The following is a 24,326-nucleotide window of genomic DNA, read 5'->3' as shown; positions in this document are numbered from 1 at the left end:
GGCTTTTTTATTCGATGTGAGCGGACTTGAACCAGCTCTTCATCGAGCACGCGGCGAACGGGCTGGTGCTGCAGTCGCCATTGGCCAGGGCAGTGCGCAGTTTTTCCACATCAGCCTGCATCATGTAGCGGATGCCGTCCTTGAAGTGGGTGCTGTCGCCAAAGCCGCCTTGGGTCATTTCGTTCAGTGCCTCTTCCTTGGTCCAGCCCTGCACCACCACCCTGTACATGGCCGCTATCAGTCCGGTCCGGTCGGAGCCATGCTTGCAGTGCATCAGCACTGGACCGTTGGCTTCGGCGGTTTGAATGGTACGCAGTGCCTTGAGTATGTCTGCGTCATCTACGTGGTTGGTTCGATAAGGCAAATGAACTTGGGTGATTTTTGCCGTGGACAACCAGCTCGCGTCTGACTCGGGCAGAAAACTGACCACCGTGCCGACCCTGAGTCTTTCCAGTAACGGCAATGCCCCACTGTCCGGCAACGCACTGCGGTACAGCGTAGGCGACATCTGGAAAAGGTTGTACTGGACCTCGACTGGTTGCGCCCAGTCTGTTGGGCGAGTCGAGATGCTGTCGGCGGCAAGAGCTGGTGTGAGGTTGAACAATGCGACCAGCAACAGGCACATCGCAGGGATAAAGCGCAGTAAGGACATGCCCGAGTGACCGTTCAGGGAGAGAAAGGATGTTGGAGTCCAGCTTCAACCCTGAGCGGTCAAAGGCCTGTGAGAGGACTGTCAATGAAACGTGAAAGGGTGTTGTCTGAGGTGACTGGCATGGACTTACAATTTGAGTTTGATGAATGATTTGACCAAGTCATCCATCCCCGGGACGTAAAAGATACCGGAATGGGGATTGATCCTTCGTACTTTAAAATTTGCTCCATTGTCCACGGATAATGCTGTCATGAAATAGTCGAACTCCGGTTGATCACTATCTTCCATATCCAGCACTTCAATTTGCACCCCGATTATCGGAGGAGGGACAGGTTCAATTGGTTTGTCTGGATCAAAGATATCAACAAGATCCTCTGGTTCAAGAGAGAGAAAAGCTCCGTCGCCAGGAGCAATTATCGGTTGACTGTAGAAGGCGAGAGCCAGCTTGGTAATGGCGTCGATATCTTTATCATCAATACTTCGGTCTGGAGTTACGTTAATGTCAGACCATGGATCGTAGTCTAGTCTGTACTCTTCGATGTTCTCAGGCTTTATGTGCAAGGTCATTGTCGTGACATTGCTGTAGAGGTTGAAAGATCGCTGGTCGGCACTATCGTCCGATTGTTTTCTTGCTAACTTTATAATTACCTTATCAATTCCCGGTGTTTCTATCCGCTGTAGAAATACACCTGTATCGCCGGGTGTCCACATAATAATATCCCTATATATCCAATCTGCTACGCATGGACGTCATGCGCAGCAGGTCAAACCACATCGATATTCTCCTGTCGATTGCTTACTGCAAATCATCAATTATGGATTGACAATATTTGCATAAGCTTTGGCCAGTGCCAGCATTTTTACCTTGTCGGTTTCACCGATATTGCCATCACCCTCTACGTCTCTGACATTGTCAATACTGAAAGTCTGGCCACCGTCGCGAGACGAAGCAATGTAAATGGTGGAATCCAGCAGGCTCTCCGTCGGAGAGCCGTTACCATCCAGACTCGATTCTTTCAAAGCAAACTGCATGGAGACTAGCACTTCATTCGGGTCGACTATGGTAGGCCCAAGTTTTTGCAGAAAAATACCACGACGATTAAAAAACGACATTATTAAATCCCTTTAAGTTATTTCCATATGTCTGATTACAGCGACTAAACAATACAGACAAACATAATTTTTAGGCCACTCTTTATATGTAACTCTCAATTTCAAAGAGTTCTGGAGGCGTCCCATCCATGTTTAATGGTCAAGCTGTTAATTAGCCGTTTATACAAAAGGCGCCGAACGGCATTGGCTCGCCGATGAGTTCTGGTGTACTGTATAAGCATACAGTACGGTAGGGCGCTCACTATGAATATGCCATTGCCTCCTCGCGGACGCGGCACCGCGACCAACCCGCACAACCGCTTCGCCCCTAATCATTCGGTGGCCGAGGACGACGGTTGGTACCAGGAAGCACCCGTGACTCAAGGCACGGAAGTGCGCATCGAGACGGCGAAAACCATCATCACCCGCAACAATTCGCCGGACCTGCCCTTTGATCGCTCGATAAACCCTTATCGCGGCTGCGAGCATGGCTGCATCTATTGCTACGCACGCCCCAGTCACGCCTATTGGGACATGTCGCCGGGGCTGGATTTCGAGACAAAACTGATCGCCAAGACCAACGCCGTGGACGTACTTGAGGAGCAGCTGTCCAAACGTGGCTATCAATGCGCACCGATCAATCTGGGTTCCAACACCGATCCCTATCAGCCGATCGAGCGTGACTACAGGATCACCCGGCAAACCCTCGAAGTACTCCTGCGTTACCGACACCCTGTGACCATCGTCACCAAGGGCTCGCTGATTCTTCGCGACCTGGACCTGCTGACCGAACTTGCCAGCCAAAGGCTGGTGGCGGTAATGATCAGCCTGACCACCCTGGATGACGAACTCAAACGCATCCTCGAGCCCCGTGCCGCAGCGCCCACGGCCCGGTTGCGGGCGATCAGGGTCATGCGCGAGGCGGGCATTCCAGTGGGCGTGCTGTGTTCACCGATGATTCCGATGATCAACGACAGTGAGCTCGAAAGCCTGCTCACCGAGGCCCATGCGGCCGGGGCGCAAAGTGCTGCCTACATGATGTTGCGCCTGCCGCTGGAAGTGGCGCCGCTGTTCGAAGAATGGCTGGGTGCCCACTATCCGCAACGGGCGGCGCATGTGCTGAGCCTGATTCGCCAGAGCCGTGGCGGTGAACTCTACGACAGCCGCTTTGGTGCTCGAATGCGCGGTGAAGGCCCCTTCGCCGACCTGCTGGCACAGCGCTTTGCCAAAACCATCAAGCGCCTGGGGCTCAATCGCCGGGAAGGCTTTGACCTGGACTGCAATGCCTTTTGTCCGCCTGGTCGCCAAATGTCGTTGATTTGAGGACAATTGGCCTATGGTTGAGTACTGAAGATCGCGCTCACGCCTTAGGCTGGTCACGTTTTTTGTGACCTGGAACACGCATTCCAGAGCGTTTTATTCAGTTTCAATTAAGATTCGGCCGCTACCTTGTTCATCGAGTGACTGATGGGTCGAGATTTTTGACCTGGATGTTTTTTAACAGCCACTGGCTTCACACCGGACCACCCGGGAAGACTCCCTGAGCCCGCCAATGAGGATGAATTGATGAGTGACAAGGATAAACAGCCGTTGGCTGCGTCGGCTTCAGCCCAACCCGCGGCCGAAACCGCCGATGCAGCGTTGCAGCATATCGTTGACGGCTTTTTGCATTTTCATCATGAGATCTTTCCTCAGCAGGAAGAGCTCTTCAAGAAACTCGCCACGGCCCAGCGGCCACGAGCGATGTTCATCGCGTGCGCCGATTCGCGCATTGTTCCCGAGTTGATTACCCAGAGCTCCCCCGGCGACTTGTTCGTGACCCGTAACGTCGGCAACGTCGTGCCGCCTTATGGGCAAATGAACGGCGGTGTTTCCACGGCCATCGAGTACGCCGTACTGGCGCTGGGAGTGCATCACATCATAATTTGCGGGCATTCCGACTGCGGCGCCATGCGCGCGGTGCTCAACCCGGACAGTCTGGAAAAAATGCCCACGGTCAAAGCCTGGCTGCGTCATGCCGAAGTGGCCAAGACCATGGTGCAGGAGAACTGTAACTGCTCTAGCGAAAGCGAAAGCATGCACATCCTCACCGAAGAGAATGTGATCGCCCAATTGCAGCATCTGCGCACCCATCCGTCGGTGGCCTCGCGCATGGCCAATGGTCAGCTATTTATTCACGGCTGGGTCTACAACATCGAAACCAGCGAAATCAAAGCGTACGACGCCGATCAAGGCTGTTTCCTGCCGCTTAATGGCAGCCTGCCAATTCCCGTGGCGACGCCCAAAGCGCGCTTCTAAACCCTCCTAAATCGTTGTGTGGTTCAGCCGAGGCTGCCGTTCAGGCAGCCTGGCTTTGCCATGCCTGAAGAAAACTTCGGGAGATTCACCATGCGTGCTGCTCGACTCAAAGCTGTTCTGCCACGGGAGCTGCTGGCTTCGGTGGTTGTGTTTCTGGTCGCCCTGCCCCTGTGCATGGGCATCGCGATTGCCTCGGGGCTACCGCCGGCCAAAGGACTGATCACCGGCATCATCGGTGGTCTGGTGGTCGGTTGGTTGGCCGGCTCGCCGCTACAAGTCAGCGGTCCGGCGGCGGGCCTGGCCGTTCTGGTATTCGAACTGGTTCGCCAACACGGTATCGCCATGCTCGGGCCCATTCTGTTGTTGGCGGGTTTGCTGCAACTGGTGGCTGGCCGTTTGAAGCTGGGCTGCTGGTTTCGGGTGACGGCACCCGCGGTGGTGTACGGCATGCTGGCCGGGATTGGTGTGCTGATCATCCTGTCTCAGGTGCATGTAATGCTGGATGCCGTGCCCAAACCCTCCGGCCTGGATAACCTGGCGGCCTTCCCGGCGGCGATGGCCCAGGCGTTGCCCTCGTTTGGCTGGCAAGCCGGGTTGCTCGGTTTGTCGACGATCGCCGTCATGTGGCTGTGGGAGAAATTCCGTCCGCAATCCCTGCGCTTCGTTCCTGGCGCGCTACTCGGCGTCGGTCTGGCCACGCTTGCCAGTCTGATGCTGGCGTTGCAGGTCAAGCGGGTCGAGGTACCGGCCAACCTGACGGAGGCCATCGACTGGCTGAAGCCAGCGGATCTGCTCAACCTGGCTGATCCGGCTTTACTGATCGCGGCGTTTGCGGTGGCCTTCATCGCCAGTGCCGAAACCCTGCTCTCAGCTGCCGCGGTTGATCGCATGCAAAGTGGTCAGCGCTCGGACTTCGACCGGGAATTGTCGGCGCAAGGTATCGGCAACATGCTGTGTGGCCTGCTTGGGGCGTTGCCGATGACCGGCGTTATCGTGCGCAGTTCGGCGAATGTTCAGGCCGGCGCAACCACGCGGTTTTCGACCATTTTCCACGGCCTGTGGTTGTTGGCGTTCGTGCTGTTGCTGTCCAGCGTGCTGCAAAGCATTCCGGTGGCGAGCCTGGCGGGTGTGCTGGTTTACACCGGTTTCAAGCTGGTGGATCTCAAGGTCTTCCGTGGTTTGGGTCGGTACGGTCGGGCGCCGATGTTCACCTATGCGGCAACCGCGCTCGCCATTGTTTTCACGGACCTGCTGACCGGCGTGTTGATTGGCTTCGGCCTGACGCTGGTGAAGCTGGCGCTGAAAGCTTCGCGGTTGAAAATCAGCCTGATCGACCTGCCGCAGGAAGGGGAAATGGAATTGCGCCTGGTGGGCGCGGCGACCTTCCTCAAAGTGCCGGCGCTGACCCAGGTGCTGGGCAGTATTCCACCAGGCGTGACGGTGCATGTGCCGCTCAATAATCTGAGCTACATCGATCACTCGTGTCTGGAGTTGCTGGAGGAATGGGGTCGGGCGAATGCGGCCAAGGGTTCGAAGCTGATGATTGAATCGCGGGGATTGAAGCGCAGACTTGAGGGGCGGGTGCGGACGAATACTGGCGTCGGCGCGGCCGGGTAGATAACAGTGTGGGAGCGGGCTTGCTCGCGAAAGCGGTGGATCAGCCAACACATATGTTGGATGTGAAACCGCATTCGCGAGCAAGCCCGCTCCCACAGGGGATTGTGTTTACCGGTGGATCAAGCCGCCGGCTGATCCAGTTCCAGGCCTACGCCCAAACGGCGGGACATGCACGGCCAGCGTTTCCACGCGGCACCGGTGTCCGGGCTATTGAGTTTGTCACGGTAGGCTTCCACCGACTCCAGTGCGAAACTTTCGTCGTTGAGCATCTCGTCAATGGTGTGATGCACCACTTCGTCCAGTTGGTTGGCAAATTCCTCACCGATCAATTGGTGAGCAATCAGGTTGGCGACAGTCATGTCCAAAGGGATCAGTGGCTGGCCGAAATGCTTGATGTACAGGTCGTTGACCTCTTCGACAAACCGGTGCGCCAGGTAAGCTTCATCCAGCAGGCTGTCGAGCCCGACATGGCCGGCCATGATGGCTGGCGGCTGGAGGAAGTACTGCTCGGCGATACTCAGCACCGGTTTGATCTGTGACTCAATGCCCGCTTCCCTTGCGACTTCATTGGCTGCATCCAGCAGATCGGGCACTTCTTCGATGTAGGCGGCGACAAATCGCGTCAGTACGCCGTTGGTATCGGCCTCCGGCAATTGGATCGCCGGGTGCAGATGATACAGCTTACTTTCCAGCTGACGCGTCAGCAGGCCGGTCTGGGCTTCGTGTTGTTGGGCTTTTTGGATCTGCTCGCGCAATGCGGCGGTGTTCATGAAAACTCCAGGAAACAAGGCAATGAAATAGGGAAGACATAACTTAGCTGGCTTACGAAAAATGCTAAGACGCATTTGTCATAATTATTTCATCCTTGAGACGGCCCCGTTATATCGGTTTGCCACCACTCGTCTGCATCCTTCTCCATTCGTGCCCTGCAACGCAAGTTAATGCTGTTTCAGATCATTTACGCCTTCGCATTGCGAGGTGAGAGTCGCTGTCTATACTCGGGGTGGAATGGAGTTAGCTGATGACGCCCGACTGCATATGCAGCAAGGCCCGGTGCTCAAGTTCGTAGTCTGATGCAGCCGCTCCCTTGCCGCAGGTGAAAGCCGGCGGGATAACAAGAACGATAAGGGGAACCCGCAATGATGCGACATCCACATGTCTGGATGGGCCTCCTGTTGTGGTCGATTTTCAGTCAGGCACAAGCGGCCTGGACTGTGAATATGGCGCCTGGAGCGACTGAAATCAGTCACGCAGTATTCGACCTGCACATGATCATTTTCTGGATCTGTGTGGTGATCGGCATCATCGTATTTGGTGCCATGTTCTGGTCGATGATTCTCCACCGCCGCTCGACCGGGCAGGTGGCCGCCAAATTTCATGAAAGCACCACCGTCGAAATCCTCTGGACCATCGTGCCCTTCCTGATCCTGGTGGCCATGGCGATTCCCGCTACCGCGACCCTGATCAAGATGTACGACGCCAGCGAGCCGGAAATCGATATCCAGATCACCGGCTACCAGTGGAAGTGGCACTACAAGTACCTGGGCCAGGACGTCGAGTTCTTCAGCAACCTGACCACTCCCCAGGATCAAATCCACAACAAGGAAGCCAAGGGCGAGCATTACCTGCTCGAAGTCGACAAGCCATTGGTGCTGCCGGTCGGCGCCAAGGTGCGCTTCCTGGTGACCTCCGCCGACGTCATCCACTCCTGGTGGGTGCCGGCTTTCGCGGTCAAGCGCGATGCGATTCCCGGGTTCGTCAATGAAGCCTGGACCCGCGTCGACAAGCCCGGCATCTACCGTGGCCAGTGCGCCGAGTTGTGCGGCAAGGATCACGGCTTCATGCCGACCGTGGTCGAGGTCAAGGAAAAGGCCGATTACGAAACATGGCTGGCCGAACGCAAGACCGAAGCCGCGCAGCTCAAAGAGCTGACCAGCAAGGAATGGACTCTCGACGAGCTCAAGGATCGCGGCGACAAGGTCTATCACACCACCTGTGTGGCCTGTCACCAGGCCGAAGGCCAGGGCCTGCCGCCGATGTTCCCGGCGCTCAAGGGCTCGAAGATCGCCACTGGGCCGAAAGATGCTCACCTGAGCATTGTCTTCCACGGCAAGCCTGGCACCGCCATGGCCGCATTCGGCAAACAACTCTCGGAAGTCGATATCGCGGCAGTCGTGACCTATGAACGTAACGCCTGGGGCAACAACAAGGGCGACATGGTCACGCCTAAAGAAGTGCTGGAGCTGAAACAGGCGGAAAGCAAATGACCCGGTCTATTGCGCACCTACGGAACCGGTCGGGGCTACGCACCCCGGCCTGCCCAGCCCATCTGTTTGCAGGAGACAGGACATGACTGCTGTAATCGATGAACATGTTCATACCGCCACCGACCACGCCCACGGCCCCGCCAAAGGCCTGATGCGCTGGGTGCTGACCACCAACCACAAGGACATCGGTACGCTGTACCTGTGGTTTGCGTTCTCCATGTTCCTGCTTGGCGGTTCGTTCGCGATGGTGATTCGCGCCGAGCTGTTCCAGCCGGGGCTGCAGATCGTCCAGCCGGAATTTTTCAACCAGATGACCACCATGCACGGCCTGGTGATGGTCTTCGGTGCGGTGATGCCGGCCTTCGTCGGCCTCGCCAACTGGATGATCCCGCTGATGATCGGCGCGCCGGACATGGCCCTGCCGCGCATGAACAACTTCAGCTTCTGGCTGTTGCCCGCGGCGTTCCTGCTGCTGGTATCGACCCTGTTCACCCCCGGTGGCGGGCCGAACTTCGGCTGGACGTTCTACGCGCCGCTGTCGACGACCTACGCGCCGGAAAGCGTGACCTTCTTCATCTTCGCCATCCACTTGATGGGGATCAGTTCGATCATGGGGGCGATCAACGTGATCGCCACCATCCTCAACCTGCGCGCCCCCGGCATGACGCTGATGAAAATGCCGTTGTTCGTCTGGACCTGGCTGATCACCGCGTTCCTGCTGATCGCGGTGATGCCGGTACTGGCCGGTTGCGTGACGATGATGCTGATGGACATCCACTTCGGCACCAGTTTCTTCAGTGCCGCCGGTGGCGGAGACCCGGTGCTGTTCCAGCATGTATTCTGGTTCTTCGGTCACCCCGAGGTGTACATCATGATCCTGCCGGCCTTTGGCGCCGTCAGCTCGATCATTCCGGCCTTTTCGCGCAAGCCGTTGTTCGGCTACACCTCGATGGTCTACGCCACGGCGAGTATCGCGTTCCTGTCGTTCATCGTCTGGGCGCACCACATGTTCGTGGTCGGTATTCCGCTGGTGGGCGAGTTGTTCTTCATGTACGCCACGCTGCTGATCGCGGTGCCTACCGGCGTGAAGGTGTTCAACTGGGCCAGCACCATGTGGCAGGGCTCGCTGACGTTCGAGACGCCGATGCTGTTTGCCGTGGCGTTCGTGATCCTGTTCTCCATCGGCGGTTTCTCCGGGTTGATGCTGGCCATCGCCCCGGCGGACTTCCAGTACCAGGACACCTACTTCGTGGTCGCGCACTTCCACTACGTGCTGGTGCCGGGGGCGATCTTCGGGATCTTCGCCTCGGCCTACTACTGGATGCCGAAATGGACCGGCCACATGTACGACGAAACCCTGGGCAAGCTGCATTTCTGGTTGTCGTTCATCGGCATGAACCTGGCCTTCTTCCCGATGCACTTTGTGGGGCTGGCGGGCATGCCGCGACGGATTCCGGACTACAACCTGCAGTTCGCCGACTTCAACATGGTGTCGTCGATCGGCGCGTTCATGTTCGGCGCCACGCAGATCTTCTTCCTGTTCATCGTGATCAAGACCATTCGCGGCGGCCCGCCAGCACCGGCCAAGCCATGGGATGGGGCTGAAGGCCTGGAGTGGAGCATTCCGTCACCGGCGCCGTATCACACCTTCACCACACCGCCGGAAGTGAAATGAAACGCCTCGGTCCTGTGGGAGCTGGCTTGCCTGCGATGCATGCGACGCGGTGTGTCGGGCAGGCCGCTATCGCGGGCAAGCCCGCTCCCACAGAGTTCTGTGTGGAGGGCTTGGCCCATGGCTGACTCGATTTCGATGAAAAAACTGGTCACGCGCCTGCTGACCGTGGTGGTGGCGATGTTTGTGTTTGGCTTTGCCCTGGTGCCGATCTACGACGTGATGTGCAAGGCCTTCGGCATCAATGGCAAGACCGGCGGGCAATACGAGGGTGAGCAAACGGTCGACACCTCGCGGCAGGTGCGCGTGCAGTTTCTGTCGACCAACACCGCCGACATGCCGTGGGACTTTTACCCCAAACATGATGAATTGACCGCGAACCCGGGGGCGGTGAACGAGATGATCTTCATCGCCCACAACCCCACCGATAAGCCGATGAGCGCCCAGGCCGTGCCGAGCATCGCGCCCAGCAATGCGGCGGCGTACTTCCACAAGACCGAATGTTTCTGCTTTACCCAGCAAGTGCTGCAGCCCGGTCAGCGGATCGAGATGCCGGTACGTTTCATCGTTGACCGTGACATGCCCAAGGATGTGAAGCACCTGACGCTGTCTTACACGCTGTTCGATATCACCGCCCGACATCCACCGGTAGCTGTAAACACTGGCGGCTGAGCGTGCCCGATAAGGAGAACAATAAATGGCAACTCATGAACATTATTACGTCCCGGCCCAGAGCAAATGGCCGATCATCGCCACGGTCGGGATGTTCGTCACGGTGTTTGGCCTGGCTACCTGGTTCAATGATCTGAAGGCAGCGCGTCCGGAATCCCACGGCCCGCTGATCTTTTTCGTCGGTGGGCTGTTGGTGGCCTACATGCTGTTCGGCTGGTTCGGTACGGTGATCAAGGAAAGTCGCGGCGGCTTGTACAGCGCACAGATGGATCGCTCGTTCCGCTGGGGCATGAGCTGGTTCATTTTCTCGGAGGTGATGTTCTTCATCGCCTTTTTTGGCGCGCTGTTTTATGTCCGTCATATCTCCGGGCCGGCGCTCGGTGGTGAAGGCGCCAAAGGCGTGGCGCACATGCTGTGGCCGAACTTCCAGTTCACCTGGCCGCTGCTGAGCAACCCTGACTCGAAACTGTTTCCGCCGCCCAAGGAGGTCATCAGCCCCTGGGGCCTGCCGTTGCTCAACACCGTGTTGCTGGTGAGTTCCAGCGTGACCGTGACCATTGCCCACCATGCCTTGAAGAAGGGCCATCGCGGCGCACTGAAACTCTGGCTGGCGCTCACCGTATTGCTCGGCTGTGCGTTCCTCACCTTCCAGGCCGAAGAGTACATGCACGCCTACCGTGAACTGGGCCTGACCCTGGGTTCGGGCATCTACGGCGCGACCTTCTTCATGCTCACCGGGTTCCACGGCGCCCACGTCACCATCGGCACCATCATCCTGTTCGTGATGCTGGTGCGGATCATGCGCGGGCACTTCGACAACGAGCACCAGTTCGGTTTTGAAGCGGCGACCTGGTACTGGCACTTCGTGGATGTGGTGTGGATCGGGCTGTTTGTTTTCGTCTATGTGCTCTGAGGCTGTGAGCTTTTAGTTACCAGGGGGCATGGGAAACCAACTGGCCGCTGAAAAAACCCCAGGTGATCAGGCCCAGGGTAATGGCGGCCAGAGTGACACGCACACTCAAGGCAATGACGAGGCGGTTTGAGCGGCTGTCGTCCTTGACCAGAAAAAACAGGCCGCTGAACAGGCTGACAACCGTGGCAATCAGCATCAGGACGATGGCTGCTTTGAGCATGGTGAGACTCCGGGGGGATAAGCGATGCACTTGAGTATAGCTATCGCGATGACCGACTTTCTGGCGATGCCATGAAGCGCTTTCGGCCGGGTATCGTGCCAACGCTGGTGGTGGTGCTGTTGCTGCCGCTACTGGTGTTCCTGGGGTTCTGGCAATTGAGCCGGGGCGCGGAGAAAAGCGCGCTGCTGCAAACCTACGCCGAGCGCCGGGCCGCTGAGCCGATGGCCAGCACCGAACTGCAACACACGACAGACCCGGCCTTCCGTCGGGTTCACCTGTACGGCCGGTTTGATGCCGAACACAGCCTGCTGCTGGACAACAGTCAACGCAACGGCAGGGTTGGCGTCGAGCTGTTGCAACCCTTTCTAGACCAGGCCTCCGGGCTTTGGCTGCTGGTCAATCGCGGCTGGTTGCCTTGGCCGGAGCGCCGCACACCACCGCAATTCAAGACACCTGGCGAAGCAGTCAGCCTCGAGGCGTGGGTCTATGTCTCCCCCGGGGCGACGTTCCAATTGCACGCAGATCCCACAACGTTGACATGGCCGAAGCTGATTACGGCCGTTGAGCCAGACAAGCTCTGGACAGCACTGAACCGCGAAGGCTTTGCCTACGAACTGCGCGCCGAAACCGGCCCCGCCACCTATCAGGCCGACTGGCCCGTAGTCGCCATGGGTCCGGAAAAACACATCGCTTATGCCGTGCAGTGGTTCGCCATGGCGATCGCCCTGTTCGGCCTTTATCTCTATCTCGGCTGGCACAACGCAAAGGAGAAACACCATGGGAGCGGCCATGAATCCACCCAACATGTCTGAGGCGAAACCGTCGGTGAACCGCCGCAAGGGCCGTATGCAACTGCTGCTGATCCTGCTCGGGGTGATCGGTCCGATGATCCTCGCCACCGGCATGTACAAGCTGAATTTCTGGGTGCCCGAGGGCCGCAGTTATCACGGCGAACTGATCGGCAACGGCCAGACCCGTGCGGACATCGGCGTGCAGGCCCAGGAAGAGCGTTGGCAGATACTGGTGACCGCGCCCAAGGATTGCGCGGTGGATTGTCAGCAACTGGTGTATCTGGCGCGGCAAATCCAGATCGGCCTGGGCCGCGATGCGTCCCGCGCCAGTCATGCATTGGCCGCTGCGCAGACGCTGAACAGCGATTACGAGTCTAAACTTCAACGCGAGTACCCGCAGTTGCAACGCTATTCGCTGGACTTGCCTGCCTACACTAAAGGCGCCCAGAGCAATGACACGCCGCATCTGTGGATCATCGACCCCCACGGCAATCTGGTGCTGCGCTACGACCCGTCGGTAAAGGGCAAGGACCTGCTCAACGATCTGCGCCACCTGCTGAAACTGTCGAACATCGGATAAGGGCATCGTCATGGCCAAGCCTGGATTTCGCCTCGCGTTGTTTGCCACCTTGCTGGCACTGATTGTGGTGTTGCTCGGCGCCTACACCCGCCTGACCCACGCCGGCCTCGGCTGCCCGGACTGGCCCGGCTGCTATGGCTTCATCAGCGTACCGAAAAGCGAAGCCCAGCTGGCCCATGCCGAATTGCATTTCCCGGACGCTCCGGTCGAGGCCCACAAGGGTTGGAACGAGATGGTCCACCGCTATTTCGCCGGCACGCTGGGGCTGTTGATCGCGGTGTTGGCCGGTCGTGCGTGGGTGCATCGCCGCCATCCCGGGCAACCGGTGAAGCTGCCGTTGTTTCTGTTGGCGGTGGTTCTTGGCCAGGCCGCGTTCGGCATGTGGACGGTAACGCTAAAGCTCTGGCCGCAGGTGGTCACCGGGCATTTACTGGGCGGCTTCGCGACCTTGAGCCTGTTGTTTCTGCTGACCTTGCGCCTGTCCGGTGTGCTGCCGGCGCTGACTGTGCCACGACGTTTACAGCACTGGGCGACGGCGGGGCTGTTGCTGGTGATCGGGCAAATCGCCCTCGGGGGCTGGGTCAGTTCCAATTATGCCGCGGTGGCCTGTATCGACTTCCCGACCTGCCACGGCCAGTGGTTGCCACCGGCGGACTTCGCCAACGGCTTTCACCTGACCCAGCACATCGGCCCGAACTACCTCGGCGGGCAACTGGACAGCGATGCTCGTACTGCGATTCACCTGACTCACCGTATTGGCGCCCTGTTGGTGACTTTGGTGCTGCTCGGTCTGGCCTGGCAACTGAAAACAGTCGGCATGACGCGCCTGGCAGGCCTGGTGCTGATTGCCCTTGGCGCACAAATCACCCTGGGCATCAGCAATGTGCTGTTCCATCTGCCGCTGCCGGTGGCCGTTGCGCATAACGCGGGCGGCGCGGTGCTGTTGCTGACCATGGTGTTGGTCAACTACCACGCCCGAACCAGTCTGGTCCGGGTCAAGCAAGCGCGCTGGCACTTCAGCCCGCGTAAACACTCAGCCGGGCCCATAACAATAAAAGGAGAGATGCCATGGCGATTCTGATCGGCGAACGTCCCAGTCAGGCGATCTGGCGTGACTACCTGGAACTGACCAAACCCAAAGTCGTGGTGCTGATGCTCATCACTTCACTGGTGGGGATGTTCCTTGCGACCCGCGCCGGGGTGCCATGGACGGTGCTGATTTTCGGCAACCTGGGCATCGCCCTGTGTGCCGGTGGCGCGGCGGCGGTCAATCATGTGGTGGACCGGCGCATCGACGCGTTGATGGCGCGCACCCACAAACGGCCGCTCGCCGAAGGCCGGGTTTCGCCGACCGCTGCGCTGACGTTCGCGCTGGTATTGGCGGTCCTCGGGCAAGCCATGCTGCTGGCGTTCACCAACCCGCTGACCGCGTGGCTGACCCTCGCCTCATTGCTTGGCTATGCGGTGGTCTACACCGGATTCCTCAAGCGCGCGACTCCGCAGAACATCGTCATCGGGGGGCTGGCCGGTGCCGCGCCGCCATTGCTCGGCTGGACCGCCGCCACCGGTCACGTCAGCGCCGAACCGCTGCTGCTGGTGCTGATCATCTTCGCCTGGACCCCGCCGCACTTCTGGGCGCTGGCAATCCATCGCAAGGAGGAATACGCCAAGGCCGACATCCCGATGCTGCCGGTCACCCATGGCGAGCACTACACCAAGATTCACATCCTGCTTTATACCTTCGCATTGCTTGCCGTCAGCCTGATGCCTTATGTGATCCACATGAGCGGCACGCTCTACCTGGTCTGCGCGCTCGGGCTGGGCGCGCGGTTTCTGCAATGGGCCGTGGTGCTGTACCGTGGCACTCGGCCGCACGCGGCGATCAACACGTTCAAGTACTCTATTTACTACTTGTTCCTGTTGTTTATCGCCCTGCTCGTAGACCACTATCTATTGTTGAACCTATGACTCGAACCCAGAAAACCGTCTTCATACTCGTCGCCCTGGTTGCATTGATCCTGGGCCTGACCGTCAACAAGGTGCTGTCCGGGAAAAACCAGGGCGATCCGACGGCGCTGATCGACGCCGGCATCATCTTGCTGCCGCAGAGCCGTAATCTGCCGGACGTGACGATGACCAATCAGGACGGCCAGCCGGTCGCGATCAACGAATTGAAAGGCAAGTGGAGCCTGCTGTTCTTCGGCTACACCTTCTGCCCGGACATCTGCCCGACCACCCTCGCCCAACTGCGACAGATCAAGAGCGAGTTGCCGCCAGAAGCGGTGGATAAACTGCAGATCGTGCTGGTCAGCATCGACCCCAATCGCGATACGCCCAAGCAACTGAAGCAGTACCTGGGCTACTTCGACCCGCAGTTCATCGGCCTGACCCCGGCGTCGACCGACGAGTTGCAAACGATCGCCAACGCGGTGAGCATTCCGTTCATCCCGGCGGACACCAGCAAGCCGAACTACACCGTTGACCACAGCGGTAACCTTGCCGTGATCGGGCCGGATGGCACTCAGCGCGGGTTTATTCGGGCGCCGTTGAATAATGCGAAGTTGGTGGCGCAGTTGCCGGTGATGCTCAAGCGCAACTAAGTGACACAGGGGTCTATATTTCAAGGCACAAAAAAGGGACGCACTTGGCGTCCCCTTTTTCGTTGCAGCAGTTCGATCAGAACGCCGGCACCACCGCGCCTTTGTACTTCTCGAGAATGAAGGCCTTCACTTGCGGGCTGTGCAGGGCAGCGACCAGTTTCTTCATCGCGTCGCTGTCCTTGTCGTCCGGGCGAGCCACCAGGATGTTCACGTAAGGCGAGTCGCTGCCTTCGATGAACAGCGCGTCCTTGGCCGGATCGAGCTTGGCTTCCAGCGCGTAGTTGGTGTTGATCAGCGCCAGGTCGACCTGGGTCAGTACGCGCGGGATGGTCGCGGCTTCCAGTTCGCGGATTTTCAGGTCCTTGGTGTTCTCGGTAATGTCTTTCACGGTCGACAGGATGTTGTTCGAATCCTTCAACTTGATCAGGCCGGCCTTGGCCATCAACAACAGCGCACGGCCGCCGTTGGTGGCGTCGTTCGGGATCACCACGTTGGCACCGCCAGGCAGTTCGGCAATGGTCTTGTACTTGTTGGAGTAAGCGCCCAGGGGCTCCAGGTGCACGCCGGCCACGGAAACCAGGTGGGTGCCCTTGGCCTTGTTGAACTCATCCAGGTACGGCTGGTGCTGGAAGAAGTTGGCGTCCAGGCGTTTTTCCGCGACCTGCACGTTCGGCTGAATGTAGTCGGTGAATACCTTGACCTTCAGGTCCACGCCTTCTTTGGCCAGCGTCGGCTTCACGAATTCGAGGATCTCGGCGTGCGGAACCGGGGTGGCTGCGACGGTCAGGGTTTCAGCGTGGGCAGAGAATGCCGCAACGGCCGCGAAGGCCACGAGTAGTTTTTTCATTCAGCTAACTCCATGTGAGGTGCCCGCTTGCGGTGCCCGTTTGGCACCTGCCAGCGAATGGCCGGCTCATGTCTTACTTACGGGAAAAGTGGACGACCAATTTGTCGCCAACGGTTTGCAGTACCTGAACGAGTACCAGCAGCAACACCACGGTCACCACCATCACATCGGTCTGGAAACGCTGGTAGCCGAAGCGGATCGCCAGGTCACCCAGACCACCGGCGCCCACGACACCGGCCATCGCCGTGTAGGACACCAGTGTAATGGCTGTCACCGTAATTGCTGCGAAGATGCCCGGACGAGCCTCCGGCAGCAAGGCGTTGGTGATGATCTGTCGTGTGGTCGCGCCCATGGCCTGGGTCGCTTCGATGATGCCGCGATCCACTTCACGCAGGGCGGTTTCCACCAGGCGTGCGAAGAACGGCGTGGCACCCACCACCAGTGGCGGGATCGCTCCGGCGACACCGAGGGACGTGCCGGTGATCAACACGGTGAACGGAATCATCACGATCAACAGGATGATGAACGGCAGCGAACGCAGGATGTTCACCACCAGCGACAACATCGCGTAGACGCCTTTGGCTTCCAGCAACTGGCGCGGGCTGCACAGGAACAGCAGGACCCCCAGGGGCAAACCGAGCAACACGGTGAACAGCAGCGAACCGCCGAGCATCAGCATCGTGTCGCCAGTGGCCAGCCAGATTTCGAACCAGTCGATATTGGCGAAGAAACTTGTCAGGGCTTCCATTAGCGCAGCACCTCCATGTGGACGTCGGCTGCGGTGAAGCGGGCAAAGGCCGCTTCCATGTCACCGCCGGTCACGGCCAGGGTCAGTTGCCCGTAAGGGATGTCTTTGATGCGGTCGATACGACCGGCCAGGATGCTGTAGTCCACACCGGTTTCCCGGGCGACAGTGCCCAGCAGAGGCGCGTAGGTCGCTTCGCCCTGGAAGGTCAGACGCAAGATGCGCCCCGGCACGTGAGCGAAGTCGTCACGCTGTTCGCTTTCGTCGATCTGCTCGTCTTCTTGCACGAAGCGCTTGGTGGTCGGGTGCTTCGGATGCAGGAACACCTCGGCCACCGAGCCTTGCTCGACGATCACGCCGGCGTCCATCACGGCTACCTGGTCGCAGACCCGGCGGATCACATCCATCTCGTGGGTGATCAAGACGATGGTCAGTTTCAGCTCGCGATTGATCTCGGCCAGCAATTGCAGGACCGACGCGGTGGTTTGCGGGTCGAGGGCGCTGGTGGCTTCGTCGCACAGCAGGATTTTCGGCTTGGTCGCCAGCGCACGGGCAATGCCCACACGCTGCTTCTGCCCGCCGGATAATTGCGCCGGGTACTTTTTGGCGTGGTCGGACAAACCGACTCGCGCCAGCAACTCGGCCACGCGGGAATCGATCTCGCTGCGCGACAGTTCGCCGGCCAGGGTCAGCGGCAGCGCCACGTTGTCGGCGACAGTCTTGGAGGCCAGCAGGTTGAAGTGCTGGAAAATCATCCCGACCTGCTGACGGAAGCGGCGCAGGCCGTTGGCGTCTAGAGCGGTGACTTCCTCACCGTCGACGATGATCTTGCCGCCGCTGGCGTTTTCCAGGCGATTGATCAGACGCAGCAGGGTACTTTTTCCTGCGCCGGAATGACCGATCAAGCCGTAAACCTGCCCGTTCTCAATCGTCAGACTGGTCGGATGCAGGGCGGGGATTTCCTTACCGGCGACGCGGTAGGTTTTATGGACGTTTTGAAACTCGATCACGTAGCGAACCTTGTGGGGCGCGTTAGAAAAGGATCAGCGGTTAGCCGGGCGCGCATTTTAGCCTGTCCGTATAGAGGTTCTTAGCATTTATTTCGCATTTGTCCTGTCATTTGGCAATAACGCGATCAAAGGTCAGAAAAAAGGAACGGCTGAAGAAATACGTCAGTCACTACTTAGGCCACTGGAATACGCCTGAGGAGTTCACGCCTGATGAGTATCAAGAAGCCTGCCGCCACCCAGAGTGCCCTGGCCGGGTCCGATACCCCGGACCGCCACAACACCAACGCCAAGCTCGACAACCTGGAAACATTTCGCTCCGATGCCACTGAGCAGGCCTTGCGCACCAACCAGGGCGTGAAGGTGGCGGACAACCAGAACACCCTGAAGGCCGGGGCCCGCGGGCCGTCTTTGCTGGAAGATTTCATCATGCGTGAAAAGATCACGCATTTTGATCACGAGCGGATCCCGGAGCGCATCGTTCACGCTCGCGGGACCGGTGCCCATGGTTACTTCCAGAGTTATGAAAACCACTCTGTACTGACCAAGGCCGGTTTCCTGCAGGATCCGGCGAAGAAAACCCCGGTCTTCGTGCGTTTTTCCACGGTGCAGGGGCCGCGAGGCTCAGGCGATACCGTGCGCGACGTACGAGGTTTCGCGGTGAAGTTCTTCACCGACGAAGGCAACTTCGACCTGGTGGGCAACAATATGCCGGTGTTCTTCATTCAGGACGCCATCAAGTTTCCCGATTTCGTGCATGCGGTCAAACCCGAGCCGCACAACGAAATCCCTACCGGGGGCTCGGCCCATGACACCTTCTGGGACTTTGTCTCGCTGGTGCCGGAATCGGCGCACATGGTGATGTGGGCGATGTCCGACCGGGCGATCCCGAAAAGTCTGCGCAGCATGCAGGGCTTCGGTGTGCATACCTTCCGCCTGATCAACGCCGAAGGAAAATCGCGGTTCGTCAAATTCCACTGGCGCCCCACGGCCGGCACTTGCTCGTTGGTGTGGGACGAAGCGCAGAAGCTTGCGGGAAAAGATGCCGACTACCACCGTCGTGATCTGTGGGAGTCGATCGAGATCGGCGACTATCCGGAGTGGGAGTTGGGGGTGCAGGTCATCGAAGAAGAAAACGAACATGCCTTCGATTTCGACATTCTCGACCCCACCAAGCTGATCCCCGAAGAGTTGGTCCCTATTACGCCGTTGGGCAAGATGGTGCTGAACCGCAATCCGGACAATTTCTTCGCCGAAACCGAGCAGGTTGCCTTTTGCCCCGGACATATCGTCCCGGGGATCGACTTTTCCAACGATCCTCTGCTGCAAGGTCGATTGTTTTCCTACACCGACACGCAAATCAGCCGACTCGGCGGACCGAACTTTCACGAGATCCCGATTAACCGTCCGGTGTCACCCTTCCACAACGGCCAGCGGGATGCGCAGCACCGCACCACTATCGACAAAGGACGTGCCTCCTATGAGCCGAACTCCATTGATGGCGGCTGGCCAAAGGAAACGCCGGCCTCCGCTCAGAACGGCGGGTTCGATAGCTACCCGGAGCGCATCGACGCCAATAAGATTCGCCTGCGCAGCGAATCGTTCGCGGACCACTTCTCCCAGGCTCGCTTGTTTTTCCACAGCATGAGTGAGCATGAACGGGAGCACATCATCTCGGCCTATAGCTTTGAGTTGGGCAAGGTCGAGCGTGAGGCGATCCGCGCCCGGGAAGTGAACGAAATCCTTGTCAATATCGATCTGGAATTGGCCAGGCGCGTGGCGCAGAACCTTGGATTGCCTGCGCCCAGTCGAGGAACCGTCGAGGTGCGCAAAACCGCGCTGGATCATTCACCGGCATTGAGCCAGGCCAATCTGTTGCCGGAAAACATCAAGACGCGAAAAATTGCGATTTTGGCGGCGAACGGTGTCGATGGCGCCTCGATCGCTGCAATGAAGAAAGCGCTGAAAGCGGAGGGGGCCCACGGGATACTGTTAGGGCCGAGTTCGGCGCCAGTCAAAACGGCTGATGGCAAAACCCTTGCGGTCGAAGCTTCGATGGAAGGTTCGCCTTCGGTGGCGTTCGATGCGGTGTTCGTGCCGGGCGGAGCCGCGTCGATCAAGGCGCTGAGCACTGACGGAGTGGCACTGCATTACCTGCTGGAGGCATACAAGCATCTGAAGGCTATCGCGTTGCAGGGCGAGGCGAAGCAGTTGCTGGATGTGTTGAAGCTGGAGGCTGATGCGGGGTTGATCGTGGGGGCGGATGCGAAATTGATCAAACCGTTTTTGGCTGCAATAGGGCAGCATCGGGTTTGGGACAGAGAGGCGAAGGCCAAGGCGATTCCGGCCTGAGAGTTTTACTGCCAGACAGGATGCCTTCGCGGGCAAGCCCCCTCCCACAGGGCTCCAGGTTGGTCACTTGTTTTGTGGCTAACTCGGGCATTGTGGGAGCGGGCTTGCTCCGGTCGGCGTTCCGACGATGCTTTTCAGGGTTTGCGCGGACTCAGAACCATCTGTGCCGGAACACTGCGCAAAATCTGCCGCTCCAGCTTCAGATCAAACTCAGGATCGAGCTTCTTCACTCGCTTGGTCAGCAAGTTAGCCAGCCAAGGGTAATCGTTGGTGCGTGGAGCCTGAATGCTCACATCACACTGAAAATTCACCACATCGGCGGCGATGGCATCCAGTTGGCGACGCAGTTTGCCCATATCGTTGATATTCAGTACGACAGTGGTGCTTTCAGCCATCGGGTCGATGACCTTGGCTTTTGGCTTGGCTTCGGCAGCCTTGAGGGCGGCTTCGGCCTTTTCCAGCTCGGCCTTGCGCGCCTGGGCAATCGAGCCGTTGACTCCGCCGGTCAGTGCCGGAGCCTTGGGCATCAACGCGCGGGCACGGCTCAGGGCGGTCGCGGCGGCATCCACGTCACCTTTTTGCAATACGGTCTGGCTGCGGCGCAGATAGGCTTCGGCCAGTTGCCGCTGGTATTGCTCAAGGGAAGCATCGTTGGGCGATTCGGCCTGCAAGGCTGCCAATTGGTCTTCGGCGATGGCCAGTTCATCGCTGGCGATGTTTTGCTCCAGCTGCACGATGGCCATGGCCCGTGCATCGGCGGCCTTGGTGGCTTCCGATGGCGTGCTTTGGCAGGCGCCCAGCAGCAAAGAAAATGCGACAAGGAGCAGATAACGGGAGGCGAACGACTTCATTCCTGCGACTCTCTATTTGCGCAAAAAACGAGCAAGTCTACACCCCTCGACGGGGCAGAACAAAACTCAGCAGAAATAGCGCGGCGGCCGTCACCACAATCGACGGGCCGGCCGGGGTGTCCTTGAACCAGGACAACGCCAGTCCGCCACACACGGCGAGTATGCCCAGCAGGCTCGCGCCCAGTGCCATCTGCTCCGGCGAGCGGGCGTGACGTTGTGCCGCAGCCGCCGGGATGATCAGCAACGAAGTGATCAGTAACACCCCGACGATTTTCATCGCTACGGCAATCACCACGGCGATCAACAGCATCAAGGCCAGGCGTAATCCCGCCACCGGCAGGCCTTCGACCCTGGCCAGTTCTTCGTGCACCGTGATCGCCAGCAATGGGCGCCACAACGCAACCAGCAAGAGCAGTACAGCAGCACTGCCGCCAAGGATCCAGGCCAGATCGGTCGGGCTGATCGCCAGCAGGTCGCCGAACAGGTATGCCATCAGGTCGATCCGCACTTCGTGCATGAAGCTTAGTACCACCAGGCCCAGAGAGAGCGTGCTGGGTGCGAGAATTCCCAAAAGCGTGTCGGACGCCAACGGCTGGCGTTGTTGCAAGGTCACCAGCATCACCGCCAGCAGCAAGCAGCCAACAGTGACGGCAACGGTCGGGCTGACATCCAGCAGGAAGCCCAGGGCTACGCCGAGCAATGCCGCGTGAGACAGGGTGTCGCCGAAATAGGCCATGCGCCGCCAGACCACGAAAGACCCCAGCGGGCCTGCGACAACGGCCAGGGCCAAGCCTGCAAGCAGGGCGTAGAGCAGAAAATCAGCCATGCTTGCAGCTATCTCCGTGAACATGGGGTTGGCCCGGTGTGGGCGCCTTGACCACCGAGCCGTGCAAGTCGTGGGCGTGGTCGTGGTGGTGGTGATAAATCGCCAGGCTTTGTGCGTTTTTTCCGAACAGCTCGACGAAAGCCGGATCGCCACTGACCTGCTCGGGATGGCCGGAACAGCAGACGTGACGATTGAGGCAAACCACCTGGTCGGTGGTGCTCATCACCAGGTGCAAATCGTGGGAGACCATCAGCACGCCGCAACCGTGACGGTCACGCAGGCGGGTGATCAGGCTGTACAGCTCAGCTTGGCCGGCCACGTCGACACCCTGTACCGGTTCGTCGAGTACCAGCAGTTCCGGTTCGCGTAACAAGGCCCGGGCCAGCAACACGCGTTGCATTTCGCCGCCGGAAACGTTTTGCACCGGACTATCGATCACCTGTTCGGCGCCGACTTCCTTGAGTGCCGCCAAGGCCATCGCACGGTCCACGCCCGGCACCAGGCGCAAGAAACGCAGGACCGACAGCGGGAGGGTTGGATCGACGTGAAGTTTTTGCGGCATGTAACCGACCCGCAGTTTCGGCTTGCGCCAGACGCTGCCGCTGTCCGGTTTCAACAGGCCGAGCACGGCCCGCACCAGGGTGGTTTTGCCGGCACCATTGGGGCCGATCAGGGTAACGATCTGCCCCGGCTCGACGCTCAGTTCGATGTTGTCCAGCACCGGTTGCCCGGCGAACGTGACGGCAACCTGTTCAAGACGGATCAGCGCGTTGCTCATCAAGCCCCCTGGCAACCCGAGCAGAGACCGACCACTTCGACGGTCTGGCCTTCGACGACAAACCCGACATCCCTGGCGCTGGCGATGATCGCGTCGCTGATGGATTTTTGCTCAAGTTCGATCGCGGCGTGGCACGCACGGCAGATCAGGAACTGACCCTGGTGAGCATGTTCCGGGTGATTGCAGCCGATGAAGGCGTTGAGCGAGGAAATCCGATGGACCAGGCCGTTTTCCAGCAGGAAATCCAGCGCGCGGTACACCGTCGGCGGCGCGGCGCGGCGCCCGTCCTGTTCGCTAAGGACTGCGAGAATGTCGTAGGCACCCAGCGGCTTGTGGCTTTGCCACACCAGTTCCAGCACTCGCCGGCGCAACGCGGTCAGGCGCAGGCCTTGACGCGCGCACAGGGCATCGGCCTCGGACAAAGCGCTGTGAACGCAATGTGAGTGGTCGTGGGGACGGCTGGCGATCGGTGTTTTGAGCATGAGCGGCGACGACGATTGTGAGAGACGTTATTATGTTACCCGTTCTCGCCTCTTCGAGTGGTCATCGTGTCCCGACTTTTTTCTGTTTTTGTCGCATTTATCGCAAGTTTTCTGCTGATCGGTTCGGCGCAGGCCGAGGTCAAGGTCCTTACCAGCATCAAGCCTCTGCAGTTGATCGCGGCTGCAGTGCAGGACGGCGTGGCGATCCCCGAGGTTTTGCTGCCACCGGGTGCTTCGCCGCATAACTATGCGTTGCGGCCTTCCGACGTACGTAAGGTGCAGTCGGTGGACCTGCTGTACTGGATCGGCCCGGACATGGAAGGCTTCCTGCCACGGGTGCTCAATGGTCGTACGTTGCCTAACGTCGCCGTGCAGGATTTGCCGGGCATGAAACTGCGTCGTTTTGCCGAAGATAACCACTCACACGCCGAAGAAGCCGACGAGCACGACCACGATCACCGTCCGGGCAGTCTGGATGCGCACCTGTGGCTGTCGCCGGTCAACGCCCGGGTCATCGCCACGAAAATGGCCGCTGACCTGATTGCCGCCGATCCTGCAAATGCCGCGCGCTATGAGAGCAATCTGAAAGCCTTCGACGAGCGTCTCGATGCGTTGGATGCGCGCCTGAAGAAACGCCTGGCCGATGTTCAAGGCAAGCCCTACTTCGTTTTCCACGAAGCCTTCGACTACTTCGAAGACGCCTACGGCCTCAAGCACGTGGGTGTGTTCAGCGTCGCGGCCGAAGTGCAACCCGGTGCCCAGCATGTCGCGGCAATGCGCGCGCGGTTGCAGGAAGTCGGCAAGACCTGTGTGTTCAGTGAACCACCGCTGCGGCCACGCCTGGCGGAAACCCTGGTGGCCGGACTGCCAGTGAAGCTGGCTGAACTGGATGCGCTGGGCGGGTACACACCGGCGACCGTTCAGGGCTATGAGCAGGTGTTGGAGAAGTTGGGGAATGATCTGGCAGGGTGCCTGGAGTCGCTTTAATTAATGCAATAACCCTGTGGCGAGGGAGCTTGCTCCCGCTGGACTGCGCAGCAGGCCTAAAGAGGGGGTCGCTTCGC

General features: G+C 59.1%; 26 protein-coding genes. 14 read left to right on the top strand and 12 right to left on the bottom strand.

All coding sequences use genetic code 11. From position 1 onward, the window contains the following. Positions 1-7: 7 nt before the first annotated feature. The 3 genes from ACM6IT_RS06765 to ACM6IT_RS06755 form a co-directional block, all read right to left on the bottom strand. A complete protein-coding gene (locus ACM6IT_RS06765; RefSeq protein ID WP_414913606.1) occupies positions 8-652 on the bottom strand; it encodes a tyrosine-protein phosphatase in 645 nt (214 codons plus the stop codon). Between the two features lie 126 nt (positions 653-778). Beyond that, the gene (locus ACM6IT_RS06760) at positions 779-1,363 is read right to left on the bottom strand and encodes a hypothetical protein (RefSeq protein ID WP_414917733.1); all 585 of its coding nucleotides are present in this window, start codon (positions 1,361-1,363) and stop codon (positions 779-781) included. A gap of 102 nt (positions 1,364-1,465) precedes the next feature. Next, positions 1,466-1,765: a hypothetical protein gene (locus tag ACM6IT_RS06755; protein WP_414913608.1), complete on the bottom strand. Its 300-nt coding sequence runs from the start codon at positions 1,763-1,765 to the stop codon at positions 1,466-1,468. A gap of 243 nt (positions 1,766-2,008) precedes the next feature. Here ACM6IT_RS06755 and ACM6IT_RS06750 point away from each other — a divergent pair, with 243 nt between their 5' ends. The 3 genes from ACM6IT_RS06750 (at position 2,009) to ACM6IT_RS06740 (ending at position 5,659) form a co-directional block, all read left to right on the top strand. Continuing rightward, on the top strand, positions 2,009-3,067 hold the full coding sequence (locus tag ACM6IT_RS06750) for a PA0069 family radical SAM protein (protein ID WP_414913609.1): 1,059 nt from the start codon (positions 2,009-2,011) through the stop codon (positions 3,065-3,067). 243 nt (positions 3,068-3,310) lie between these two features. Further along, entirely contained in the window at positions 3,311-4,042 is a 732-nt protein-coding gene (locus ACM6IT_RS06745) for a carbonic anhydrase (protein WP_414917732.1), read from the top strand. 90 nt (positions 4,043-4,132) lie between these two features. Next, positions 4,133-5,659 carry a SulP family inorganic anion transporter gene (locus ACM6IT_RS06740; protein WP_414917731.1) on the top strand — a complete coding sequence of 509 codons (1,527 nt, stop codon included), beginning with the start codon at positions 4,133-4,135 and terminating at the stop codon, positions 5,657-5,659. Between the two features lie 119 nt (positions 5,660-5,778). On the opposite strand, the gene ACM6IT_RS06735 is transcribed toward ACM6IT_RS06740, so the two are convergent. Further along, positions 5,779-6,429 (bottom strand): hypothetical protein, encoded by a 651-nt coding sequence (locus ACM6IT_RS06735; RefSeq protein WP_414917730.1) that lies wholly within the window; start codon positions 6,427-6,429, stop codon positions 5,779-5,781. A gap of 369 nt (positions 6,430-6,798) precedes the next feature. Here ACM6IT_RS06735 and coxB point away from each other — a divergent pair, with 369 nt between their 5' ends. From coxB to ACM6IT_RS06715, 4 genes are all read left to right on the top strand, one after another. Next, a complete protein-coding gene (gene coxB, locus ACM6IT_RS06730) occupies positions 6,799-7,926 on the top strand; it encodes a cytochrome c oxidase subunit II (RefSeq protein ID WP_056726728.1) in 1,128 nt (375 codons plus the stop codon). Between the two features lie 82 nt (positions 7,927-8,008). Next, positions 8,009-9,601, top strand: coding sequence for a cytochrome c oxidase subunit I (gene ctaD / locus ACM6IT_RS06725; RefSeq protein WP_056726727.1), 1,593 nt, complete (start codon positions 8,009-8,011; stop codon positions 9,599-9,601). Between the two features lie 117 nt (positions 9,602-9,718). Then, a complete protein-coding gene (locus ACM6IT_RS06720) occupies positions 9,719-10,270 on the top strand; it encodes a cytochrome c oxidase assembly protein (RefSeq protein WP_056726726.1) in 552 nt (183 codons plus the stop codon). A gap of 25 nt (positions 10,271-10,295) precedes the next feature. Further along, positions 10,296-11,183: a cytochrome c oxidase subunit 3 gene (locus ACM6IT_RS06715; protein WP_056726725.1), complete on the top strand. Its 888-nt coding sequence runs from the start codon at positions 10,296-10,298 to the stop codon at positions 11,181-11,183. Between the two features lie 16 nt (positions 11,184-11,199). Here ACM6IT_RS06715 and ACM6IT_RS06710 read toward each other — a convergent pair whose 3' ends face one another. Further along, positions 11,200-11,403: a twin transmembrane helix small protein gene (locus ACM6IT_RS06710; RefSeq protein ID WP_007969817.1), complete on the bottom strand. Its 204-nt coding sequence runs from the start codon at positions 11,401-11,403 to the stop codon at positions 11,200-11,202. Between the two features lie 71 nt (positions 11,404-11,474). On the opposite strand from ACM6IT_RS06710, the gene ACM6IT_RS06705 reads away from it, so the two are divergent. From ACM6IT_RS06705 to ACM6IT_RS06685, 5 genes are read left to right on the top strand one after another with little or no spacing between them, the layout of a single operon-like run. Next, entirely contained in the window at positions 11,475-12,215 is a 741-nt protein-coding gene (locus tag ACM6IT_RS06705) for an SURF1 family protein (RefSeq protein WP_056726724.1), read from the top strand. After that, a complete protein-coding gene (locus ACM6IT_RS06700) occupies positions 12,181-12,774 on the top strand; it encodes a hypothetical protein (protein ID WP_414917729.1) in 594 nt (197 codons plus the stop codon). The genes ACM6IT_RS06705 and ACM6IT_RS06700 overlap by 35 nt, the downstream gene beginning before the upstream one ends. A 10-nt stretch (positions 12,775-12,784) precedes the next feature. After that, positions 12,785-13,855, top strand: coding sequence for a COX15/CtaA family protein (locus tag ACM6IT_RS06695; RefSeq protein ID WP_414917728.1), 1,071 nt, complete (start codon positions 12,785-12,787; stop codon positions 13,853-13,855). Next, the gene (cyoE, locus tag ACM6IT_RS06690; protein WP_056726721.1) at positions 13,843-14,742 is read left to right on the top strand and encodes a heme o synthase; all 900 of its coding nucleotides are present in this window, start codon (positions 13,843-13,845) and stop codon (positions 14,740-14,742) included. Before ACM6IT_RS06695 ends, cyoE begins: the two co-directional genes overlap by 13 nt. Continuing rightward, complete coding sequence (locus ACM6IT_RS06685) at positions 14,739-15,374, top strand: SCO family protein (protein WP_409078218.1); 636 nt, start codon at positions 14,739-14,741, stop codon at positions 15,372-15,374. The genes cyoE and ACM6IT_RS06685 overlap by 4 nt, the downstream gene beginning before the upstream one ends. A gap of 76 nt (positions 15,375-15,450) precedes the next feature. On the opposite strand, the gene ACM6IT_RS06680 is transcribed toward ACM6IT_RS06685, so the two are convergent. The 3 genes from ACM6IT_RS06680 to ACM6IT_RS06670 all read right to left on the bottom strand — a co-directional run bounded on the left by ACM6IT_RS06680 (position 15,451) and on the right by ACM6IT_RS06670 (position 17,976). Next, entirely contained in the window at positions 15,451-16,221 is a 771-nt protein-coding gene (locus tag ACM6IT_RS06680) for a MetQ/NlpA family ABC transporter substrate-binding protein (RefSeq protein ID WP_414917727.1), read from the bottom strand. 73 nt (positions 16,222-16,294) lie between these two features. After that, positions 16,295-16,969, bottom strand: coding sequence for a methionine ABC transporter permease (locus ACM6IT_RS06675; RefSeq protein ID WP_056726718.1), 675 nt, complete (start codon positions 16,967-16,969; stop codon positions 16,295-16,297). Next, positions 16,969-17,976: a methionine ABC transporter ATP-binding protein gene (locus ACM6IT_RS06670; RefSeq protein WP_056726717.1), complete on the bottom strand. Its 1,008-nt coding sequence runs from the start codon at positions 17,974-17,976 to the stop codon at positions 16,969-16,971. The genes ACM6IT_RS06675 and ACM6IT_RS06670 overlap by 1 nt, the downstream gene beginning before the upstream one ends. Before the next feature lie 210 nt (positions 17,977-18,186). On the opposite strand from ACM6IT_RS06670, the gene katE reads away from it, so the two are divergent. After that, the gene (katE, locus tag ACM6IT_RS06665; RefSeq protein WP_414917726.1) at positions 18,187-20,325 is read left to right on the top strand and encodes a catalase HPII; all 2,139 of its coding nucleotides are present in this window, start codon (positions 18,187-18,189) and stop codon (positions 20,323-20,325) included. Between the two features lie 134 nt (positions 20,326-20,459). Here katE and ACM6IT_RS06660 read toward each other — a convergent pair whose 3' ends face one another. Genes ACM6IT_RS06660 through zur form a run of 4 tightly spaced genes read right to left on the bottom strand, consistent with a single transcriptional unit; the run spans position 20,460 to position 23,262 of the window. After that, a complete protein-coding gene (locus tag ACM6IT_RS06660) occupies positions 20,460-21,176 on the bottom strand; it encodes a PA5502 family lipoprotein (RefSeq protein ID WP_056726715.1) in 717 nt (238 codons plus the stop codon). A 37-nt stretch (positions 21,177-21,213) separates the two neighbouring features. Then, positions 21,214-22,002 carry a zinc ABC transporter permease subunit ZnuB gene (znuB, locus tag ACM6IT_RS06655; protein ID WP_046042679.1) on the bottom strand — a complete coding sequence of 263 codons (789 nt, stop codon included), beginning with the start codon at positions 22,000-22,002 and terminating at the stop codon, positions 21,214-21,216. Beyond that, positions 21,995-22,780, bottom strand: a complete 786-nt coding sequence (gene znuC / locus ACM6IT_RS06650; RefSeq protein WP_056726714.1) for a zinc ABC transporter ATP-binding protein ZnuC — start codon at positions 22,778-22,780, stop codon at positions 21,995-21,997. Before znuC ends, znuB begins: the two co-directional genes overlap by 8 nt. After that, on the bottom strand, positions 22,780-23,262 hold the full coding sequence (gene zur / locus ACM6IT_RS06645; RefSeq protein ID WP_056726713.1) for a zinc uptake transcriptional repressor Zur: 483 nt from the start codon (positions 23,260-23,262) through the stop codon (positions 22,780-22,782). Before zur ends, znuC begins: the two co-directional genes overlap by 1 nt. A 66-nt stretch (positions 23,263-23,328) precedes the next feature. On the opposite strand from zur, the gene znuA reads away from it, so the two are divergent. After that, positions 23,329-24,249: a zinc ABC transporter substrate-binding protein ZnuA gene (gene znuA / locus ACM6IT_RS06640; RefSeq protein WP_414917725.1), complete on the top strand. Its 921-nt coding sequence runs from the start codon at positions 23,329-23,331 to the stop codon at positions 24,247-24,249. The last annotated feature ends 77 nt before the right edge of the window (positions 24,250-24,326 follow it).

It is taken from the genome of Pseudomonas sp. IT-P4, from assembly GCF_949767755.1.
GTDB classification, from domain to species: domain Bacteria; phylum Pseudomonadota; class Gammaproteobacteria; order Pseudomonadales; family Pseudomonadaceae; genus Aquipseudomonas; species Aquipseudomonas monachiensis.
Note: the sequence above shows the minus strand (reverse complement) of the source record. Positions and strands in the feature narration are given on the sequence as shown.

What these genes read in the sequence shown, in the direction of transcription:
- ACM6IT_RS06700 (WP_414917729.1), top strand. Translation starts at nt 12,181, where the DNA reads ATGGGAGCGGCCATGAATCCACCCAACATGTCTGAGGCGAAACCGTCG.
- znuB (WP_046042679.1), bottom strand. Translation starts at nt 22,002, where the DNA reads ATGGCTGATTTTCTGCTCTACGCCCTGCTTGCAGGCTTGGCCCTGGCC.
- ACM6IT_RS06660 (WP_056726715.1), bottom strand. Translation starts at nt 21,176, where the DNA reads ATGAAGTCGTTCGCCTCCCGTTATCTGCTCCTTGTCGCATTTTCTTTG.
- ACM6IT_RS06685 (WP_409078218.1), top strand. Translation starts at nt 14,739, where the DNA reads ATGACTCGAACCCAGAAAACCGTCTTCATACTCGTCGCCCTGGTTGCA.
- ACM6IT_RS06710 (WP_007969817.1), bottom strand. Translation starts at nt 11,403, where the DNA reads ATGCTCAAAGCAGCCATCGTCCTGATGCTGATTGCCACGGTTGTCAGC.
- znuC (WP_056726714.1), bottom strand. Translation starts at nt 22,780, where the DNA reads ATGAGCAACGCGCTGATCCGTCTTGAACAGGTTGCCGTCACGTTCGCC.
- ACM6IT_RS06740 (WP_414917731.1), top strand. Translation starts at nt 4,133, where the DNA reads ATGCGTGCTGCTCGACTCAAAGCTGTTCTGCCACGGGAGCTGCTGGCT.
- ACM6IT_RS06680 (WP_414917727.1), bottom strand. Translation starts at nt 16,221, where the DNA reads ATGAAAAAACTACTCGTGGCCTTCGCGGCCGTTGCGGCATTCTCTGCC.
- zur (WP_056726713.1), bottom strand. Translation starts at nt 23,262, where the DNA reads ATGCTCAAAACACCGATCGCCAGCCGTCCCCACGACCACTCACATTGC.
- katE (WP_414917726.1), top strand. Translation starts at nt 18,187, where the DNA reads ATGAGTATCAAGAAGCCTGCCGCCACCCAGAGTGCCCTGGCCGGGTCC.
- cyoE (WP_056726721.1), top strand. Translation starts at nt 13,843, where the DNA reads ATGGCGATTCTGATCGGCGAACGTCCCAGTCAGGCGATCTGGCGTGAC.
- ACM6IT_RS06750 (WP_414913609.1), top strand. Translation starts at nt 2,009, where the DNA reads ATGAATATGCCATTGCCTCCTCGCGGACGCGGCACCGCGACCAACCCG.
- ctaD (WP_056726727.1), top strand. Translation starts at nt 8,009, where the DNA reads ATGACTGCTGTAATCGATGAACATGTTCATACCGCCACCGACCACGCC.
- ACM6IT_RS06715 (WP_056726725.1), top strand. Translation starts at nt 10,296, where the DNA reads ATGGCAACTCATGAACATTATTACGTCCCGGCCCAGAGCAAATGGCCG.
- ACM6IT_RS06760 (WP_414917733.1), bottom strand. Translation starts at nt 1,363, where the DNA reads ATGTGGACACCCGGCGATACAGGTGTATTTCTACAGCGGATAGAAACA.
- ACM6IT_RS06735 (WP_414917730.1), bottom strand. Translation starts at nt 6,429, where the DNA reads ATGAACACCGCCGCATTGCGCGAGCAGATCCAAAAAGCCCAACAACAC.
- ACM6IT_RS06705 (WP_056726724.1), top strand. Translation starts at nt 11,475, where the DNA reads ATGAAGCGCTTTCGGCCGGGTATCGTGCCAACGCTGGTGGTGGTGCTG.
- ACM6IT_RS06720 (WP_056726726.1), top strand. Translation starts at nt 9,719, where the DNA reads ATGGCTGACTCGATTTCGATGAAAAAACTGGTCACGCGCCTGCTGACC.
- ACM6IT_RS06695 (WP_414917728.1), top strand. Translation starts at nt 12,785, where the DNA reads ATGGCCAAGCCTGGATTTCGCCTCGCGTTGTTTGCCACCTTGCTGGCA.
- ACM6IT_RS06745 (WP_414917732.1), top strand. Translation starts at nt 3,311, where the DNA reads ATGAGTGACAAGGATAAACAGCCGTTGGCTGCGTCGGCTTCAGCCCAA.
- ACM6IT_RS06755 (WP_414913608.1), bottom strand. Translation starts at nt 1,765, where the DNA reads ATGTCGTTTTTTAATCGTCGTGGTATTTTTCTGCAAAAACTTGGGCCT.
- coxB (WP_056726728.1), top strand. Translation starts at nt 6,799, where the DNA reads ATGATGCGACATCCACATGTCTGGATGGGCCTCCTGTTGTGGTCGATT.
- ACM6IT_RS06765 (WP_414913606.1), bottom strand. Translation starts at nt 652, where the DNA reads ATGTCCTTACTGCGCTTTATCCCTGCGATGTGCCTGTTGCTGGTCGCA.
- ACM6IT_RS06675 (WP_056726718.1), bottom strand. Translation starts at nt 16,969, where the DNA reads ATGGAAGCCCTGACAAGTTTCTTCGCCAATATCGACTGGTTCGAAATC.